This is a genomic window from Methylobacterium sp. GXF4, from assembly GCF_000272495.1.
GTDB classification, from domain to species: domain Bacteria; phylum Pseudomonadota; class Alphaproteobacteria; order Rhizobiales; family Beijerinckiaceae; genus Methylobacterium; species Methylobacterium brachiatum.
On the sequence record NZ_AKFK01000011.1, the window covers coordinates 1 to 15,451 of the forward strand.

At 68.9% G+C, this 15,451-nt stretch carries 12 protein-coding genes and 1 tRNA gene; 9 read left to right on the forward strand and 4 right to left on the reverse strand.

Annotated features, from left to right (window positions below; genetic code table 11):
- Positions 1-198 precede the first annotated feature (198 nt).
- From WYO_RS02035 to WYO_RS02045, 3 genes are all read right to left on the reverse strand, one after another.
- The gene (locus tag WYO_RS02035) at positions 199-588 is read right to left on the reverse strand and encodes a phage holin family protein (RefSeq protein WP_007558429.1); all 390 of its coding nucleotides are present in this window, start codon (positions 586-588) and stop codon (positions 199-201) included.
- Positions 589-663: 75 nt separating this feature from the next.
- On the reverse strand, positions 664-1,092 hold the full coding sequence (locus WYO_RS02040; protein WP_007558431.1) for an RNA polymerase sigma factor region1.1 domain-containing protein: 429 nt from the start codon (positions 1,090-1,092) through the stop codon (positions 664-666).
- 455 nt (positions 1,093-1,547) lie between these two features.
- Positions 1,548-1,622 (reverse strand) — tRNA-Val (locus WYO_RS02045).
- A 203-nt stretch (positions 1,623-1,825) separates the two neighbouring features.
- On the opposite strand from WYO_RS02045, the gene WYO_RS02050 reads away from it, so the two are divergent.
- The 9 genes from WYO_RS02050 to scpA all read left to right on the forward strand — a co-directional run bounded on the left by WYO_RS02050 (position 1,826) and on the right by scpA (position 14,117).
- Complete coding sequence (locus tag WYO_RS02050) at positions 1,826-2,869, forward strand: hypothetical protein (RefSeq protein WP_007558434.1); 1,044 nt, start codon at positions 1,826-1,828, stop codon at positions 2,867-2,869.
- Positions 2,869-5,055, forward strand: coding sequence for a glycosyltransferase family 2 protein (locus WYO_RS02055; RefSeq protein ID WP_007558436.1), 2,187 nt, complete (start codon positions 2,869-2,871; stop codon positions 5,053-5,055). The genes WYO_RS02050 and WYO_RS02055 overlap by 1 nt, the downstream gene beginning before the upstream one ends.
- Positions 5,056-5,269: 214 nt before the next feature.
- Positions 5,270-6,607 carry an MFS transporter gene (locus WYO_RS02060; RefSeq protein ID WP_007558438.1) on the forward strand — a complete coding sequence of 446 codons (1,338 nt, stop codon included), beginning with the start codon at positions 5,270-5,272 and terminating at the stop codon, positions 6,605-6,607.
- Positions 6,608-6,725: 118 nt separating this feature from the next.
- Positions 6,726-7,982: a ubiquinol oxidase subunit II gene (cyoA, locus tag WYO_RS02065; RefSeq protein WP_007558441.1), complete on the forward strand. Its 1,257-nt coding sequence runs from the start codon at positions 6,726-6,728 to the stop codon at positions 7,980-7,982.
- 74 nt (positions 7,983-8,056) lie between these two features.
- Positions 8,057-10,057, forward strand: coding sequence for a cytochrome o ubiquinol oxidase subunit I (gene cyoB, locus WYO_RS02070; protein ID WP_007558443.1), 2,001 nt, complete (start codon positions 8,057-8,059; stop codon positions 10,055-10,057).
- A gap of 4 nt (positions 10,058-10,061) precedes the next feature.
- Positions 10,062-10,694, forward strand: coding sequence for a cytochrome o ubiquinol oxidase subunit III (gene cyoC / locus WYO_RS02075; RefSeq protein WP_007558445.1), 633 nt, complete (start codon positions 10,062-10,064; stop codon positions 10,692-10,694).
- Positions 10,691-11,095, forward strand: a complete 405-nt coding sequence (cyoD, locus tag WYO_RS02080) for a cytochrome o ubiquinol oxidase subunit IV (protein WP_007558446.1) — start codon at positions 10,691-10,693, stop codon at positions 11,093-11,095. The genes cyoC and cyoD overlap by 4 nt, the downstream gene beginning before the upstream one ends.
- Positions 11,096-11,175: 80 nt before the next feature.
- Entirely contained in the window at positions 11,176-11,895 is a 720-nt protein-coding gene (locus WYO_RS02085; RefSeq protein ID WP_047170715.1) for an SURF1 family protein, read from the forward strand.
- 56 nt (positions 11,896-11,951) lie between these two features.
- Positions 11,952-14,117, forward strand: a complete 2,166-nt coding sequence (gene scpA, locus WYO_RS02090; RefSeq protein ID WP_007558450.1) for a methylmalonyl-CoA mutase — start codon at positions 11,952-11,954, stop codon at positions 14,115-14,117.
- A gap of 43 nt (positions 14,118-14,160) precedes the next feature.
- On the opposite strand, the gene WYO_RS02095 is transcribed toward scpA, so the two are convergent.
- Entirely contained in the window at positions 14,161-15,228 is a 1,068-nt protein-coding gene (locus tag WYO_RS02095) for an alpha/beta hydrolase (protein ID WP_244424029.1), read from the reverse strand.
- Between the last annotated feature and the right edge of the window lie 223 nt (positions 15,229-15,451).

Consider the following 15,451-nt stretch of genomic DNA (forward strand, 5'->3'; position numbering starts at 1 on the left):
GCTCGCGCCGCACGCCGCCGGCCCGGGTCGGTTTCGGGACACGGCTGATCTCCGGCGGCGTGCGGCGCGAGCTCGACGGGATCGTCGACCTCGCCTTCGAGGCCGCGGGCCTGCGCTGCTATCTCGACGTCCCGCTCGCGCCGGGGCTCAGCGCGATCCTCACGCCGACGCAGTAGACGGCCCCGCGCGTCACGGCCGTCAGGCCCGGGGCCGCACGATTTCGCGAGCATCCTGCTTCACCTGCCGCCAGGTCCGCCACGGCTCGAGGTTCGACAGCGCCATCCGGCGCAGGCCGAACCAGCCGAGCACGAGGGCCACGACCAGGAACGGCGCCGCGACGATCAGCGCCGCCGGGGCCTCGGAGCCGAACGGCACGGCGAGCAGCTTCACCACCGCGTCGAGCCCGAGGAAGAAGGTGACGATCAGCAGCACGGGAATCGTGCCGACGATCGCGACGAGCGACACGATCGCCCGGAGGTTGCCGTCGATCTCGGTCCGCGCCAGCGTCAGCAGGGCGCCGAAATGCACCGCGCTCTCGCGCAGGGCCGTGACTAGCAGGCCCAGTGTACCGTCGGCTCGTTGACGCATGGTTCGGGATCTATCCTCGTGGTCCGTCAGGCCGGGGGCCAACGGGGGCGGCTGCGGAAGCGTTCCGGCCGGGTCTCACAGCATCAACAGCACGGCGCCGAGGATGAGCACCGTCGCGAGGCCCGCCAGGGCGACCGCGCGGGTGACCGCCCGGCTTCCGTCCGGATCCCCCTCGGGCGGGGTGGCGGCCGGGCCCGGCCCGCGCTCCGCCGCGACCGCCGGGGCTCCCGTCCCGCCCGTGGGCAGGATCGGCGGCGGCGCCCCGGGGCCCGCCTCCGGAAGCGTGAGCGCGCCGGGGAGTGGCCGGTCGATGGGGGGGCCAAAGGCCTCCGGCTCGACGCTGACCCCCGCGGCTTCGAGCTCCAGCATCACCAGCACCAGGGCGTCGACATCCATGTGGTCGACCGGAAGCGCGGCCTGGAGATCGCCCGCCGTGAGTTCCCCGCGCGCCCGACCGAGCGCGATCAGCCGGTCCAACGTCCCGCGATCGATCGTCTGCGCCATCGCCAACCCCCGTCACCGGATCCGCATGGCCGGCGCTGCTCTGCACGAAAATCCGCGACGCGCGCGACGGTTTCCAGGGGATAACAGGCCGAGCGGGGTCGGCCCTCAACGCATCCCCGGTGGCCCAGCATCCCCGATGACCCAAGCCTCAAGCCGATGCGGACGGACCGGCGGCTTCCCCGCCACGGGATGCGAGCCGGCGATCCCATATGCCGTGACGAGTCCGCCGTTCGCTGCGGGAAAAAAATCGGGCCTGTACGTTTCGCGCGCGCAACCCCGTGGGGCTTCGTACCCCCGCAGCAGGCTGGGACGGCCGATCCACGACGCCCAGATCAGGCCCCGTCTCGAACGGGTCCGTCACGTCGCGCACAGGATTTCCGACCCGGTTTACGACCCAAAGAAAAAGGCCCCGTTCCCGGGGCCTCGAATTCGTCGGTCCATCCCAGAAGGTAGGATGGTGGGCGCGACAGGGATCGAACCTGTGACCCCTACCATGTCAAGGTAGTGCTCTCCCGCTGAGCTACGCGCCCGGGCCGGTGCTGGTCGAGCACCGGTGGGCCGGGCCTATAGCCGGTGCCTGGCGGGGGCGCAAGCGGAACGTTGCGGTGCCCGGCCTACGGTCCGGGGCCGCGATGGTGCACGCGGGGCAGAAAATGCGCTATGGGCCTGCCGGCCGGCATCCGACCGGGCCGCCGAGGCGGTTCCGGCATTCCGCCGCCTCAAGCTTCGGGACATGCGCTACTTCATCGATCACGATCACGGCGATTCGATCCGCGGCTGGATCGTTCCGGACAACCCCCTCGCGATCAGCCGGGTGATGGTCTCCGTCGCCGGCCAGCGCGTGGCCGAGGTTCCGGCCAGCGTCATCGACGAGGCGTTCAAGCGCAACGGCTGGCACGCCACCGGCCAATGCACCTTCGTGCTGACGGCGGCCGAGGTGCCGGGGCTGCCCGACATCCCCCGCCTCGAACTCTACGACGCCGACACCAACGTCCTGATCTACCGCCGCATGCCCCAGGAGGGGCTGGTGCGGCTGCGGACCATGCTCATCAACACCAGCATCGAGCCCGAGACCGCCCTGCAGGCGGCGTTGTTCCCGCATTTCCAGCACTGCTACTTCGGCGTCCACAAGCTGCCGGACGAGATCCTGACCTGCGTCCTGACCGGGCCGGCCGCGCCCTCGGCCTTCCTGTCGGGGGCCGTGACGGTTCCGCGCTATGAGAACTTCATGACGCCGGACCTGATGATCACCGCGATCCTGGTGCAGGACCCCTACACCGAGATGGCGACCCGGATGCGCTGGCTGAAGGCGCGGGCCGGCGACGCCCTGGACCCCACGCGCGGCTGGCGGCTCGGGCCGCTCGCCGAGGCCGCTTCCTTCTCGGATGAGTACGACTTCACCGACGTGAAGAGCCTGAAGCGCTACTTCCGCATGCTGCCGGAGCCGGCCTACCGGCTGCTCTACAACCCGCTGACCCGCCAGCTCGGCACCCGCATGCCGGAGGATCGCCTGCATCCGGGCAATTCGATCGCCGCGATCGAGATCCTGGCCCGGGTCGGCATCGTCGGCCACAGGACGCGCTACCACGCCTTCGCGTCGACCCTGTTCGATCAGCTGGGCATCAACGCCCCGGTCCCGGTGCCGCCGCCGATCCCGGCCGAGACCCAGGCGCTGGCCGAGCGCCTGCGCACGGTCAAGGCGGTGGAGGAGATGCTGGTCTTCGACGTCGCGATGTCGGATGCCGTGAAGGACTCGATCGACAAGAGCTGGAGCTGATGGTGCGGTCGAGCGAGACGGGGGCGCCCGGGACGCGCCTGCCGCCGGCGCACCTGACCGGAGCCGGGCGCAAGCGGCGCCCCCTGCCGGTGCGGGCGGCGGCGGACGGGATGCGGATCGACCTCGCGGGCCTTTCCGGTCGCTGGCTCGAGATCACCCTGTCCAACGACCCGACCGAGGGGCTCGACACGGTCCCGGGCATGGCCTTCGCGGGCCCGGAGGGGCGTCCGGGGCCGCTGCTGCCCCAGGAAGCGACCGGCGGCGGCGCCTTCACCTGGATCGGCCGCCTCCCCGAGGGAATCGTCGCGCTGCGCGTGGCCGATCCCGCCGGCCGGATCCCGGCGCGGCTGCGCCGGGTCACGGTGCGCCGTCTCGACCGGCCGGTCCTCGTCCCCCGCGCGCTCCTGCGCGAGCCGGCGCTGGCCCTGCAGGCGCTGTACTGGCGGATCCTCGGCAAGAAGGTGCGGGCCCGGGGCTTCCTCGGCCGGGCGCTGGCCCACCGACGGGTGACCGGATACGAGGCCTGGATCCGCGCCCATGGCTACCGCCGGGCGGAGCGGGACGGGATCGCCGCCGAGATCGCCGCCTGGGCCGACCCGCCCCTGATCTCGGTGCTGATGCCGGTGCACGACCCGGATCCGAAGGTGCTGCAGGCCGCCCTCGCCTCCCTGCGCGCGCAGCTCTACCCCCATTGGGAGCTGTGCGTCGTCGACGACGCCTCGACCCGGCCCGCGATCCCGAAGATCCTGCAGCGCGCCGCCGAGGCCGACCCGCGCATCCGGGTGCTCGCCCGGTCCGAGAACGGCCACATCGCCCGGGCGACCAACGACGCGCTGGGCCTCGCCCGCGGCGTCGCCTGCGCCTTCATGGACCACGACGACGTGCTCACCGAGGACGCCCTCTACGAGGTCGCCCGCGCGCTCCGCCTCGAGCCGGATCTGGTGCTGATCTACAGCGACGAGGACAAGATCGACGGGCGCGGCCGCCGGTTCGACCCGCATTTCAAGTCGGGCTTCGACCGCGAGCTGCTCTACGCCCAGAACTACATCAACCACCTGACCGTGGTGCGGACCGACGCGCTGCGGGCGGTCGGCGGCCTGCGCCCGGGCTTCGAGGGCAGCCAGGACCACGACCTGCTGCTGCGGCTCACCGACGGGCTCGACCCGGCCCGCATCCGCCACATCCCGCGGGTGCTCTACCACTGGCGCGCCGCGCAGGGCTCCGGGACCTTCTCGGACCGGGCCCTGGCCAAGGCCGAGGCGGCGCGCCTGCGCGCCCTCGACGAGGTCGTGGCGCCCTGGGGCGGCCGGGCCGAGCGCGGCCCCTCGGGCTTCAACCGCCTGGTCCGCCCGCTTCCGGAGCCGGCCCCCCGGGTCTCGGCGATCATCCCGACCCGGGATCGCGCCGAGATCCTGTCGGTCACCCTCGACGGTCTCCTCGCCGGCACCGACTACCCCGATATCGAGGTGGTGATCGTCGACAACGACAGCCGGGAGCCCGAGACCGCCTCCCTGTTCGCCCGGTATCGCGACGACCCGCGGGTGCGCGTCGTGCCGGTTCCCGGGGCCTTCAACTTCTCCGACCTGTCGAATCGCGGGGCCGCCGCCGCCACCGGCCCGGTGCTGCTGTTCCTCAACAACGACGTCGAGGTGCTGGAGCCCGGCTGGCTCGGGGAGCTGGTCCGGCACGCGGTGCGGCCCGAGATCGGCGCCGTCGGCGCGAAGCTGCTCTATCCGGACCGCACGATCCAGCACGGCGGCATCGTGCTGGGAATCGGGGGCGTCGCCGGGCACAGCCATCTCGGCGTGCCGGACGAGGATCCCGGCTATTTCTGCCGCATGGTCATCGCCCACGAGGTCTCGGCGGTCACGGGCGCCTGCCTGGCCATGCGCGCCGACGTGTTCGAATCGGTCGGCGGCTTCGATGCCGAGGCCCTGAAGGTCGCCTTCAACGACGTGGACCTGTGCCTGAAGATCCGCCGGGCCGGCTACCGCATCATCTGGACGCCGTTCGCCAAGCTGATCCACCACGAATCGAAGAGCCGCGGCGCCGAGGACACGCCGGAGAAGCGCAAGCGCTTCGAAGGCGAGGTGCTGACCATGCTCGACCGGTGGGGCCCGGAACTCCGGGCCGACCCCTACTACAACATCAACCTGTCACGGAACTCGGCGCATTACCGCGTCTAGGAAGGCGGACCCGGCCGGCCGCGCCGAGACCGGTTCCGCCCGCCGCGGCAGGCCGCCCCGCATGTGTGGACAGCAGGGCTGGCATGGGGGTGCCATGCATGCGTCAGTGGGTGAACTTGCGTCGGAAGCCGGTTGCGATACCTCTGGACATGCCGCATGAGGCGGTTCCGGCCATGGCGCCCGAACGGGCGCACGGCGAGGGCGGCAGTCAACAATGAGTGCGAACACCCCAATGGCCTCGGCCACAGTCCTTGAGCGCGACGCTCAGCAGGCGATGGGAGACCACAAGGTCCACCCGAACGAGATCGCCATCGGCGTGGTCATCGGCCGCGCGTCCGAATACTTCGACTTCTTCGTCTTCGGCATCGCATGCGTGCTGGTGTTCCCGAAGGTGTTCTTTCCGTTCGTCGATCCGCTGACCGGAACACTCTACGCCTTCTCGATCTTCGCCCTCGCCTTCATCGCCCGCCCGATCGGGTCGGTGATCTTCATGGCGATCGACCGTCGGCACGGCCGCAGCGTCAAGCTCACCATCGCGCTGTTCCTCCTGGGCGGTGCCACCGCCGCGGTCAGCTTCCTGCCGCGCTACGATAGCATCGGCATCTCGGCCGTCTACATCCTGGCGGTGCTGCGGGTGCTGCAGGGCCTGGCGCTGGGCGGCGCCTGGGACGGGCTGGCCTCGCTGCTGGCCATGAACGCACCCCGGGAGCGCCGCGGCTGGTACGCGATGATCCCGCAGCTCGGTGCGCCCCTGGGCTTCATGGTGGCGAGCGCGCTGTTCGCGTTCTTCCTGGTCAACCTCGACGAGGCCGACTTCATCGACTGGGGCTGGCGCTTCCCGTTCTACTGCGCCTTCACCATCAACGTCGTCGCCCTGTTCGCCCGGCTGCGCCTGGTGGCCACCGACGAGTTCGCCCGGATGATGGATCTCGATCGGCTCCGGCCGGTCCCGGCGCTGGAGCTGTTCCGGCACCATGCGGGCGATGTGATCCGCGGGGCCTTCGTGCCGCTGGCCGGCTTCGCGCTGTTCCATCTCGTGACGATCTTCCCGATCGCCTGGCTGGCGCTCAACAACACCCACCGCTCGCCCGGCGAGTTCTTGATCGTGCAGTTCTCCGGGGCCATCGTCTGCGCCGGCGCGATCGCGGCCTCCGGGCTGATCGCCGACCAGATCGGCCGCCGCAACTGCCTGATCATGAGCGCCTCGCTGATCGCCTTCTTCGCGGTCGGCAGCATCATCGCCCCGCTCCTGTTCGGCGAGAGCGCGATCGGCCAGACGATCTACGTGACGATCGGCTTCATGCTGCTCGGCCTCGCCTACGGCCAGACCGCCGGCGCGGTCACCGCCCGGCTCGGCAACCACTACCGCTACACCGGCGCTGCGCTGACCTCCGACTTCGCCTGGCTGGTCGGCGCCGGCTTCGCCCCGCTGGTGGCGCTGTTCCTGTCGCAGCGCTACGGCCTGGCCATGGTCGGGGTCTACCTTCTGTCGGGCGCAGCCTGCACCCTCGCGGCGTTGTTCTTCGACCGCTCGGAAATGCGCCAGATGTAGTCGGCCGCCGCGCGGCGAAGGCTGCGCGGCCTCCTTCCAGAATCTGCCGGGACTGCCGCGTCACGCGCGGCACGGCAGGGACGCCGCGCCTGCGGCTTGGGATAAAGAGACGAGTGCTGTGACCTCTTCGACCCCTCTCCCGGACAGGATCGAGCCCGCCAAGAGCCGGGGCGGCCCTGCGCGGCGCCTCTTGCCGCTCCTCGCCCTGCCGCCGGTCCTGGCAATGCTGGGCGGCTGCAACCTCGTGGTCATGAGCCCGGCCGGCTACGTCGCCGAGCAGCAGCGCAACCTCGTGCTCGCCGCCACCGGGCTGATGCTCCTGATCATCATCCCGGTCATCTTCTTCACCCTGTTCTTCGCCTGGCGCTACCGCGCCACCAACGAGGACGCGGTCTACGATCCCGAATGGCACCACTCGACCCAGCTCGAGGTGCTGATCTGGACGGCGCCGCTGATGATCATCATCGCGCTGGGCGCGCTCACCTGGATCGGCACCCACACCCTGGATCCGTTCCGGCCGCTCAGCAAGATTGACGCGAAGCGCGACATCCCGGCCGGCGTCGAGCCGCTCCAGGTCGAGGCGGTGGCCATGGATTGGAAGTGGCTTTTCCTCTACCCGCAATACGGGATCGCCACGGTGAACGAGCTCGCCGCCCCGGTGGACCGGCCGATCCAGTTCAAGATCACCGCCACCGACGTGATGAACACGTTCTACGTCCCGACGCTGGCCGGCATGGTCTACGCGATGCCGGGCATGCAGACCCAGCTCCACGCGGTGATCAACCGCGAGGGCTCCTACGAGGGCCGCTCGGCGCATTACAGCGGCGCCGGCTTCTCGAACATGTTCTTCAAGTTCAACGGCGTGACCGACCAGGCCTTCGACCAGTGGGTCGCCAAGACCAAGGCCCAGGGCGGCGAGCTGACCCAGGAGGCCTATCTCGAGCTGGAGAAGCCGAGCGAGTCCGAGCCGGCGCGGTTCTACAAGTCCTACGCGAAGGGCCTGTTCGACCGGATCATCGGCATGTGCCCGCGGCCGGAGCAGATGTGCGTCGGCGAGATGGTGAAGATCGACGCTCGGGGCGGTGCCTCGGGGGCGGAGGCCCAGGCCAACTACGACCGGCTGCAGTATGACAACCGCATGGCCGATCGCGGCAACGAGGCCCCGGGCGCGACGGGCCCCGCATCCGGGACCGGCCCGCACGGGCAGACGCAGCCGCAGGGCATGAAGCCCCGGCCCGACATGGGCAACCCGGACTCGCGGGGTCAGGGCGAGAGCGCGCTGCCCGGGCAGGAGAAGGCGCCCGAGGTCAAGGCGCCGGACAGCCAGGGCCAAAAAGAGGGCGGGCAGATCGCGCCCAAGCAGCTCAACCAGTAAGAACGCTCGCGTGAACGCGGGCCCCACACCCAAAACCGGCGGTCGCCGTCGAACCCATTGAACGGGCCGATCCCATGTTCGCAAACCTGGACCTACAACAGTTGATCCTCGGCCGATTTACGATCGAGCAGATCCCGTATCACGAGCCCATCCTGCAGGCGACCTTCGCCGGCGTGGCCGTGGTCGGCCTCGCCGTCCTCGGCGTGATCACGTATTTCCGCTTCTGGGGGCCGCTGTGGCGTGACTGGGTCACGTCCATCGACCACAAGAAGATCGGTATCATGTACTGCATCTTCGCGCTGATCATGCTGCTGCGCGGCTTTGCCGACGCGCTGCTCATGCGCTCGCAGCAGGCGATCGCGTTCGGCTCGGAGCAGGGCTTCCTGCCGCCGCACCACTACGATCAGATCTTCACCGCCCACGGTATGATCATGATCTTCTTCGTGGCGATGCCGTTCGTCACGGGGATGATGAACTTCGCGGTGCCGCTGCAGATCGGCGCGCGCGACGTGGCCTTCCCGTTCCTGAACAACTTCAGCTTCTGGATGACGGTGGCCGGCGGCATCCTCGTGATGGTCTCGCTGTTCGTCGGCGAGTTCTCGCGCGCCACCTGGCTCGCCTACCCGCCGCTCTCCGGAGCCGCGATGAGCCCCGGCGTCGGCGTCGACTACTACATCTGGGCGCTGCAGATCGCGGGTATCGGGACCTTGCTCTCGGGCATCAACCTGATCGCGACCATCGTGAAGATGCGCGCGCCCGGCATGACCATGATGAAGCTGCCGATCTTCGTCTGGTCGTCGCTGTGCACCAACATCCTGATCGTGGCCGCCTTCCCGATTCTGACGGCCGTTCTCGCGATGCTGTCGCTCGACCGCTACGTCGGCACGCACTTCTTCACGAACGACCTTGGCGGCAACGCCATGCTGTACTTCAACCTGATCTGGATCTGGGGTCACCCGGAGGTCTACATCCTGATCCTGCCGGCCTTCGGCGTGTTCTCCGAGATCACCTCGACCTTCTGCGGCAAGCGGTTGTTCGGCTACACCTCGATGGTCTACGCGCTGGTGGTGATCACCATCCTCGCCTACCTGGTGTGGTTGCACCACTTCTTCACCATGGGCTCGGGCGCCGACGTGAACTCGTTCTTCGGGATCACGACGATGATCATCTCGATCCCCACGGGCGCGAAGATCTTCAACTGGATGTTCACGATGTACCGCGGCCGGATCCGGTTCGAGGTGCCGATGATGTGGGTGGTGGCGTTCATCGTCACCTTCGTGATCGGCGGCATGACCGGCGTCCTGCTGGCGGTGCCCCCGGCCGACTTCGTGCTCCACAACTCGCTGTTCCTGATCGCGCACTTCCACAACGTGATCATCGGCGGCGTGCTGTTCGGCATGTTCGCCGGCGTCACCTTCTGGTTCCCCAAGGCGTTCGGGTTCAAGCTCGACGAGTTCTGGGGGAAAATGGCCCTCGTGTTCTGGGTGAGCGGGTTCTACGTCGCCTTCATGCCGCTCTACGTGCTCGGCCTGATGGGCGTGACCCGGCGCATGCAGCACTTCGACGACCCGTCGCTGCAGATCTGGTTCGTCATCGCGGCCTGCGGCGCGGGGCTCATCGCCCTGGGTATCGCCTCGCAGATCGTGATGTTCGTGGTCTCGATCCGCAACCGCGAGAAGCTGCGCGACCTGACCGGCGATCCGTGGGGCGGTCGGACCCTGGAATGGTCCACCTCCTCGCCGCCGCCGGACTACAACTTCGCCTTCACCCCGGTGGTGCATGATTCCGACGCGTGGTGGGACATGAAGAACCGCGGCTTCGCCCGGCCGATGACCGGCTACAAGCCGATCCACATGCCCAAGAACACCGCCGCCGGCGCCATCCTGGCCGGTCTGAACTTCACCTTCGGCCTGGCCATGGTCTGGTACGTCTGGTGGCTGGCGGCGCTCAGCTTCGTGGCGATCATCCTCGTCGCGATCCTTCACACCTTTAATTACAATCGCGACTACTACATTCCTGCCGACACGGTCAGTCGGACGGAAGGTCAGAGGACGCGCGAGCTGGAGATGGCGTGATCCGATGATGCACGCGGAAACTGCACCCCCCGGCGCCGCGGCGCCGGTCTTCTACCAGACCGACGAGGAGGGCCATCATTCCGAGGGCTCGACGATGCTCGGGTTCTGGCTCTACCTGATGAGCGATTGCCTCATCTTCGCGACCCTGTTCGCGACCTATGGCGTGCTCGGCCGCAGCTACGCGGCCGGGCCGACCCCCAAGGACTTGTTCGATCTGACGGGAATCGCGGTGAACACCGCGATGCTGCTGTTCTCGTCCATCACCTACGGCTTCGCCATGCTGGAGATGGACCGGGACCGGATCAAGCAGACCCAGATCTGGCTCGCGATCACCGGCCTGTTCGGCGTGGCCTTCGTGGCCCTGGAGATCCGGGAATTCGTCCACCTGTTCCATGAGGGCGCCCCGCCCTGGCGCAGCGCCTTCCTGTCGTCGTTCTACACCCTGGTGGCGACGCACGGCCTGCACGTCTCGGTGGGCATCCTCTGGCTGGTCGTGCTGCTGGTGCAGCTGCGCAAGCACGGCCTGATCGTCGAGAACAAGCGCCGGCTGATGTGCCTGTCGATGTTCTGGCACTTCCTCGATCTGATCTGGATCGGGGTGTTCACCGTCGTCTACCTGATGGGAGTGCTCGAATGAGCGCCGACGCGCACCACCTGACCGGTCACGGTCAGGACACCCACGACGCCCACGCCCACAGCGAGGGCGGGCACGGCTCCTTCGGCAGCTACATCACCGGCTTCGTCCTGTCGGTGATCCTGACGGTGATCCCGTTCTGGCTGGTGATGGGCAACGTGCTCGACAACAGCCTCGTCACCACCCTGGTGATCCTGGCCTTGGGCGGTGTGCAGATGGTCGTGCACATCATCTACTTCCTGCACATGAACACGAAGTCGGAGGGCGGCTGGACCTTCCTGGCGCTGATCTTCACCATCATGGTGGTGGTGATCATGCTCGCGGGCTCGGTGTGGGTGATGTACCACCTCAATCACAACATGATGCCGATGGATGCCCACGACGTCATGAACAACGCCCGCTGAGCGCGCGTCCGGAGATGAGGCCCGCGGGGTCGGGAGGGGGGGCTGATCCGGGATCGGCCCCCTCCCCGGCCCCGCTCTCGTTGCTGCGGCGCGTCGTGTTCGGCGTGGCCGTGGGCGTCGTGTTCGTCGTCCTGCTGGGCCTCGGGACCTGGCAGGTCCAGCGCCGGGCCTGGAAGCTCGACCTGATCGCCCGGGTCGATGCCCGGGTCCACGCCCCGGCCGTGCCGGCCCCCGGCCCCGCCGAATGGCCGCGCATCGGCCCCGACGACGCCTACCGGCATGTCTGGCTGTCCGGCACCTTCCTGCACGATCGCGAGACCCTGGTGCAGGCCGTCACCGAGCGGGGCGGCGGGTTCTGGGTGCTGACGCCGCTCCGCCGGCCCGACGGCACGATCGTCCTGGTCAATCGCGGCTTCGTGCCGGGGGCGAACCGCGATCCCGCGACCCGTCAGGCCGGGCAGGTGGCGGGCGAGGCGCGGGTGACCGGCCTCCTGCGGCTGACCGAGCCCGGCGGCGCCTTCCTGCGGGCGAACGACCCCGGGGACGGGCGCTGGTACTCGCGGGACGTCGCCGCCATCGCGGCCGCCCGGAGCCTGACCGACGTCGCCCCCTACTTCGTCGATGCCGACGCGACGCTCAATCCCGGCGGCCTGCCGGTGGGCGGGCTCACGGTGATCGCCTTCCCGAACAGCCACCTCGTCTACGCCCTGACCTGGTACGGGATGGCGCTGATGCTGGTGGGCGCGGTGATCTCCATCATCCTGCGCGGCCGCCGGACCTCTAGACCTGTGGGGGAGTAGCCCGGTTTCCGGGGCCGTCTATAATGAGGTGACAAACGCCACAACGAGTCACCGCCATGACCACCCGCATCCCGAACTTCGCCGAGATCCCTCTGGTCGGCGAGCCGCTGGCGGTGGCGTCGCCGGCCCTCGGCGAGCCCTGGATGACCCCGGAGGGGATTCCGGTGAAGGGCCGCTACGGGCCGGAGGACCGGGAGGGCATCGAGTTCCTCGACACCTATCCCGGCATCGCGCCGTTCCTGCGCGGCCCCTACCCGACCATGTACGTCACCCAGCCCTGGACGATCCGGCAATATGCCGGCTTCTCCACGGCCGAGGATTCGAACGCCTTCTACCGGCGCAACCTCGCGGCCGGCCAGAAGGGCCTGTCGGTGGCCTTCGACCTCGCCACCCACCGCGGCTACGATTCCGACCACCCCCGCGTCTCGGGCGATGTCGGCATGGCCGGCGTGGCGATCGACTCGATCTACGACATGCGGACGCTGTTCTCCGGCATCCCGCTCGACGAGATGACCGTGTCGATGACGATGAACGGCGCGGTGCTGCCGATCCTGGCCCTCTACATCGTCGCCGCCGAGGAGCAGGGCGTGCCGCCGCAGAAGCTCGCCGGCACGATCCAGAACGACATCCTCAAGGAGTTCATGGTCCGCAATACCTACATCTATCCCCCCAAGGGATCGATGCGGATTATTTCCGATATCTTCGCCTATACGTCGAAGAACATGCCGAAGTTCAACTCGATCTCGATCTCCGGCTACCATATGCAGGAGGCAGGCGCCACGAACGACCTGGAGCTCGCCTACACGCTCGCCGACGGCGTCGAATACATCAAGGCTGGCCTCGCCGCCGGCCTGACCATCGACCAGTTCGCCCCGCGCCTGTCGTTCTTCTGGGCGATCTCGACCAACTTCTTCATGGAGATCGCCAAGATGCGGGCCGCGCGCCTGATCTGGGCGAAGCTGGTGAAGGGGTTCGATCCGAAGTCCGACAAGTCCCTGGCGCTGCGCACCCACTCCCAGACGTCGGGCTGGTCGCTCACCGCCCAGGACGTGTTCAACAACGTCACCCGCACCAATATCGAGGCCATGGCGGCGACGCAGGGCGGCACGCAATCCCTGCACACCAACGCCCTCGACGAGGCGCTGGCGCTCCCCACCGACTTCTCGGCCCGGATCGCCCGCAACACCCAGCTGTTCCTGCAGCAGGAGAGCGGCACCACCCGGATCGTCGACCCGTGGGGCGGCTCCTACTACGTGGAGAAGCTCACCGCCGACATCGTGGCCCGGGCCTGGGAGCATATCCGCGAGGTCGACCAGCTCGGCGGCATGGCCAAGGCGATCGAGGCCGGCATCCCCAAGCTGCGGATCGAGGAGGCCGCCGCCCGGGCCCAGGCCCGGATCGATTCCGGCCGCCAGACCATCGTGGGCATCAACAAGTTCAAGGCCGACGACGACATGGCCATCGACCTCCTGCGGGTCGACAACGGCAATGTCCGCCGCCTGCAGATCGACAAGCTCAAGCGCCTGCGCTCCGAGCGCGACGAGGCCGCCGTCACGGCCCGGCTCGAGGCGCTGACCAAGGCTGCCGACACCAACGAGAACCTGCTGGCGCTGGCCGTCGACGCGGCCCGGGCCAAGGCCACGGTCGGCGAGATTTCCGAGGCCCTGGAAAAGGCCTGGGGCCGGCACCGCGCCGAGATCCGGTCGATCTCCGGCGTCTACAAGCGCGAGGTGGGGGGCATGTCGCCAGTGGTCGAGGAAGTCCGGGCGCTGGTCGAGGCGTTCGAGGAGAACGATGGCCGCCGGCCGCGCATCCTGGTCGCCAAGATGGGCCAGGACGGGCACGACCGCGGCCAGAAGGTCATCGCCTCGGCGTTTGCCGATCTCGGCTTCGACGTGGATATCGGACCGCTCTTCGCCACCCCGGCTGAGGCCGCCCGGCAGGCGGTGGAGAACGACGTGCACATCGTCGGCGTCTCGTCGCTGGCGGCCGGCCACCTCACCCTGGTGCCGGAGCTGAAGGCCGCGCTCACCGAGCAGGGCCGGGACGACGTGATGATCGCCATCGGCGGCGTGATCCCGCCGGGCGACTACGACGCCCTGGTGGCGGCCGGCGCCTCGGCGATCTTCCCGCCCGGTACGGTGATCGCCGAGGCCGCGGTCAAGCTGATCCGCGCGCTGAACGAGCGGCTGGGCTACACGGCGCGCCAGGCGGCGGAGTAGGATCGGGTTCCGTCTCCCCGATGGCGGGGAGACGGGGTTAGGCTCAGTTCAACGCCTGCGGGTCTGCCTCCGTCAGGAAGGCCGCGACCGCGTGGAGGAACTGCATGCGGTTCTTCTCCATCATCACCGTATGCGTGCCCTCCCCGAGCTCGATGAAGCGCTTGTAGGGGGCGTGCGTGAGCCTGGTGAAGTATTCCTGGGCCTGGTAGCTCGGCAGGTCCGCGTCCCATTCGGCGTGGATGAGCAGCACGGGCACGCGGATGTCGCCCGGATCGTAGAGCGGCTTGCCCGCCGCCCAGTACGCATCCTTGTCGGCTACGGTGCCGTTCGGTGCGCGCAGCACCGGCGGCGTTTGCCCGGCGCCGACCGGATCGCTGGCGAAGGTCGCGTCGGCCCATTGGTCGAACCAGCCCGGCGGGATCAGGTCGGCCTTCTTCTCCTCGGGCACGCTGGTGAGCCAGCGCGCCTTGGCGCTGTCGCGGCTGACGCTGCGATAGGCACCGAGCGGCCCGGAGCCGCCGCCCATCAGCGACGGCGTACGCGCCAGCCATTGCGGCGCGTAGAGGACCAGCCGGTTGACCCGGTCGTTGTGGGTGCTGGTGTAGAGCCCCATGGTCGAGGTCCCCCAGGACCAGCCCATCAGGTCGATCTTGTCGACGTTGCGCCGCTTCAGGATGAAATCGACGACCTGCCCCACCACCTTGGCCGCGTCCGGCGTGCGCATGAACGGCGGGTTGTCGGCGGCCGGCGCGCTCATCGGCGCCGGGCGCCCGGATTGCCCGTAGCCCGGCAGGTCCACGAGATAGACGTCGAAACCCTGGCCGGCGAAGTAGTCCATCGCCGACATCCCGCCGAGGGGCAGGTCGAAGGCCGTGGAGGCCGGGTAGGTCGAGCCGTGCACGAACAGCAGGATCCGGTCGCCTGGGAACCGGTCCGTCCCGGCCGGGTGCTTGTTGCGCACGTAGATGTCGATGCCCGGCTCGCTCCACGGCAGCCGGAATTCCTCCGTCTGCAGCCGTGCTGCTGATGGCGCGGCCGTCGCGGCGGAGGGGGGCAGGGTCGCTGAGAGGCCCGCCGCCGCGAGCGCCCCGAACATCTGTCGCCGCGGCAATCCGGTCTCCAATTGTGTCCTGCCCTGGCGCGGGCGAGGCTGCGATGGTCCGTCCGACATGTATCCTCCCGGCCGCCTTATCTGGCGGATCGGGCGATACAACCGCCGGGACCTAGCGGGCGCAACCGCTGGTGAACCGGATCGACACACGAGGAACTGGTTTCGTCGCGCGATCCGCTCAAACCGCTGTGACAAAGCCCCCCGATCCCGCGCCGCACGGGTG

What these genes read in the sequence shown, in the direction of transcription:
- WYO_RS02050 (WP_007558434.1), top strand. Translation starts at nt 1,826, where the DNA reads ATGCGCTACTTCATCGATCACGATCACGGCGATTCGATCCGCGGCTGG.
- WYO_RS02060 (WP_007558438.1), top strand. Translation starts at nt 5,270, where the DNA reads ATGAGTGCGAACACCCCAATGGCCTCGGCCACAGTCCTTGAGCGCGAC.
- cyoD (WP_007558446.1), top strand. Translation starts at nt 10,691, where the DNA reads ATGAGCGCCGACGCGCACCACCTGACCGGTCACGGTCAGGACACCCAC.
- scpA (WP_007558450.1), top strand. Translation starts at nt 11,952, where the DNA reads ATGACCACCCGCATCCCGAACTTCGCCGAGATCCCTCTGGTCGGCGAG.
- WYO_RS02035 (WP_007558429.1), bottom strand. Translation starts at nt 588, where the DNA reads ATGCGTCAACGAGCCGACGGTACACTGGGCCTGCTAGTCACGGCCCTG.
- WYO_RS02040 (WP_007558431.1), bottom strand. Translation starts at nt 1,092, where the DNA reads ATGGCGCAGACGATCGATCGCGGGACGTTGGACCGGCTGATCGCGCTC.
- WYO_RS02055 (WP_007558436.1), top strand. Translation starts at nt 2,869, where the DNA reads ATGGTGCGGTCGAGCGAGACGGGGGCGCCCGGGACGCGCCTGCCGCCG.
- cyoB (WP_007558443.1), top strand. Translation starts at nt 8,057, where the DNA reads ATGTTCGCAAACCTGGACCTACAACAGTTGATCCTCGGCCGATTTACG.
- cyoC (WP_007558445.1), top strand. Translation starts at nt 10,062, where the DNA reads ATGATGCACGCGGAAACTGCACCCCCCGGCGCCGCGGCGCCGGTCTTC.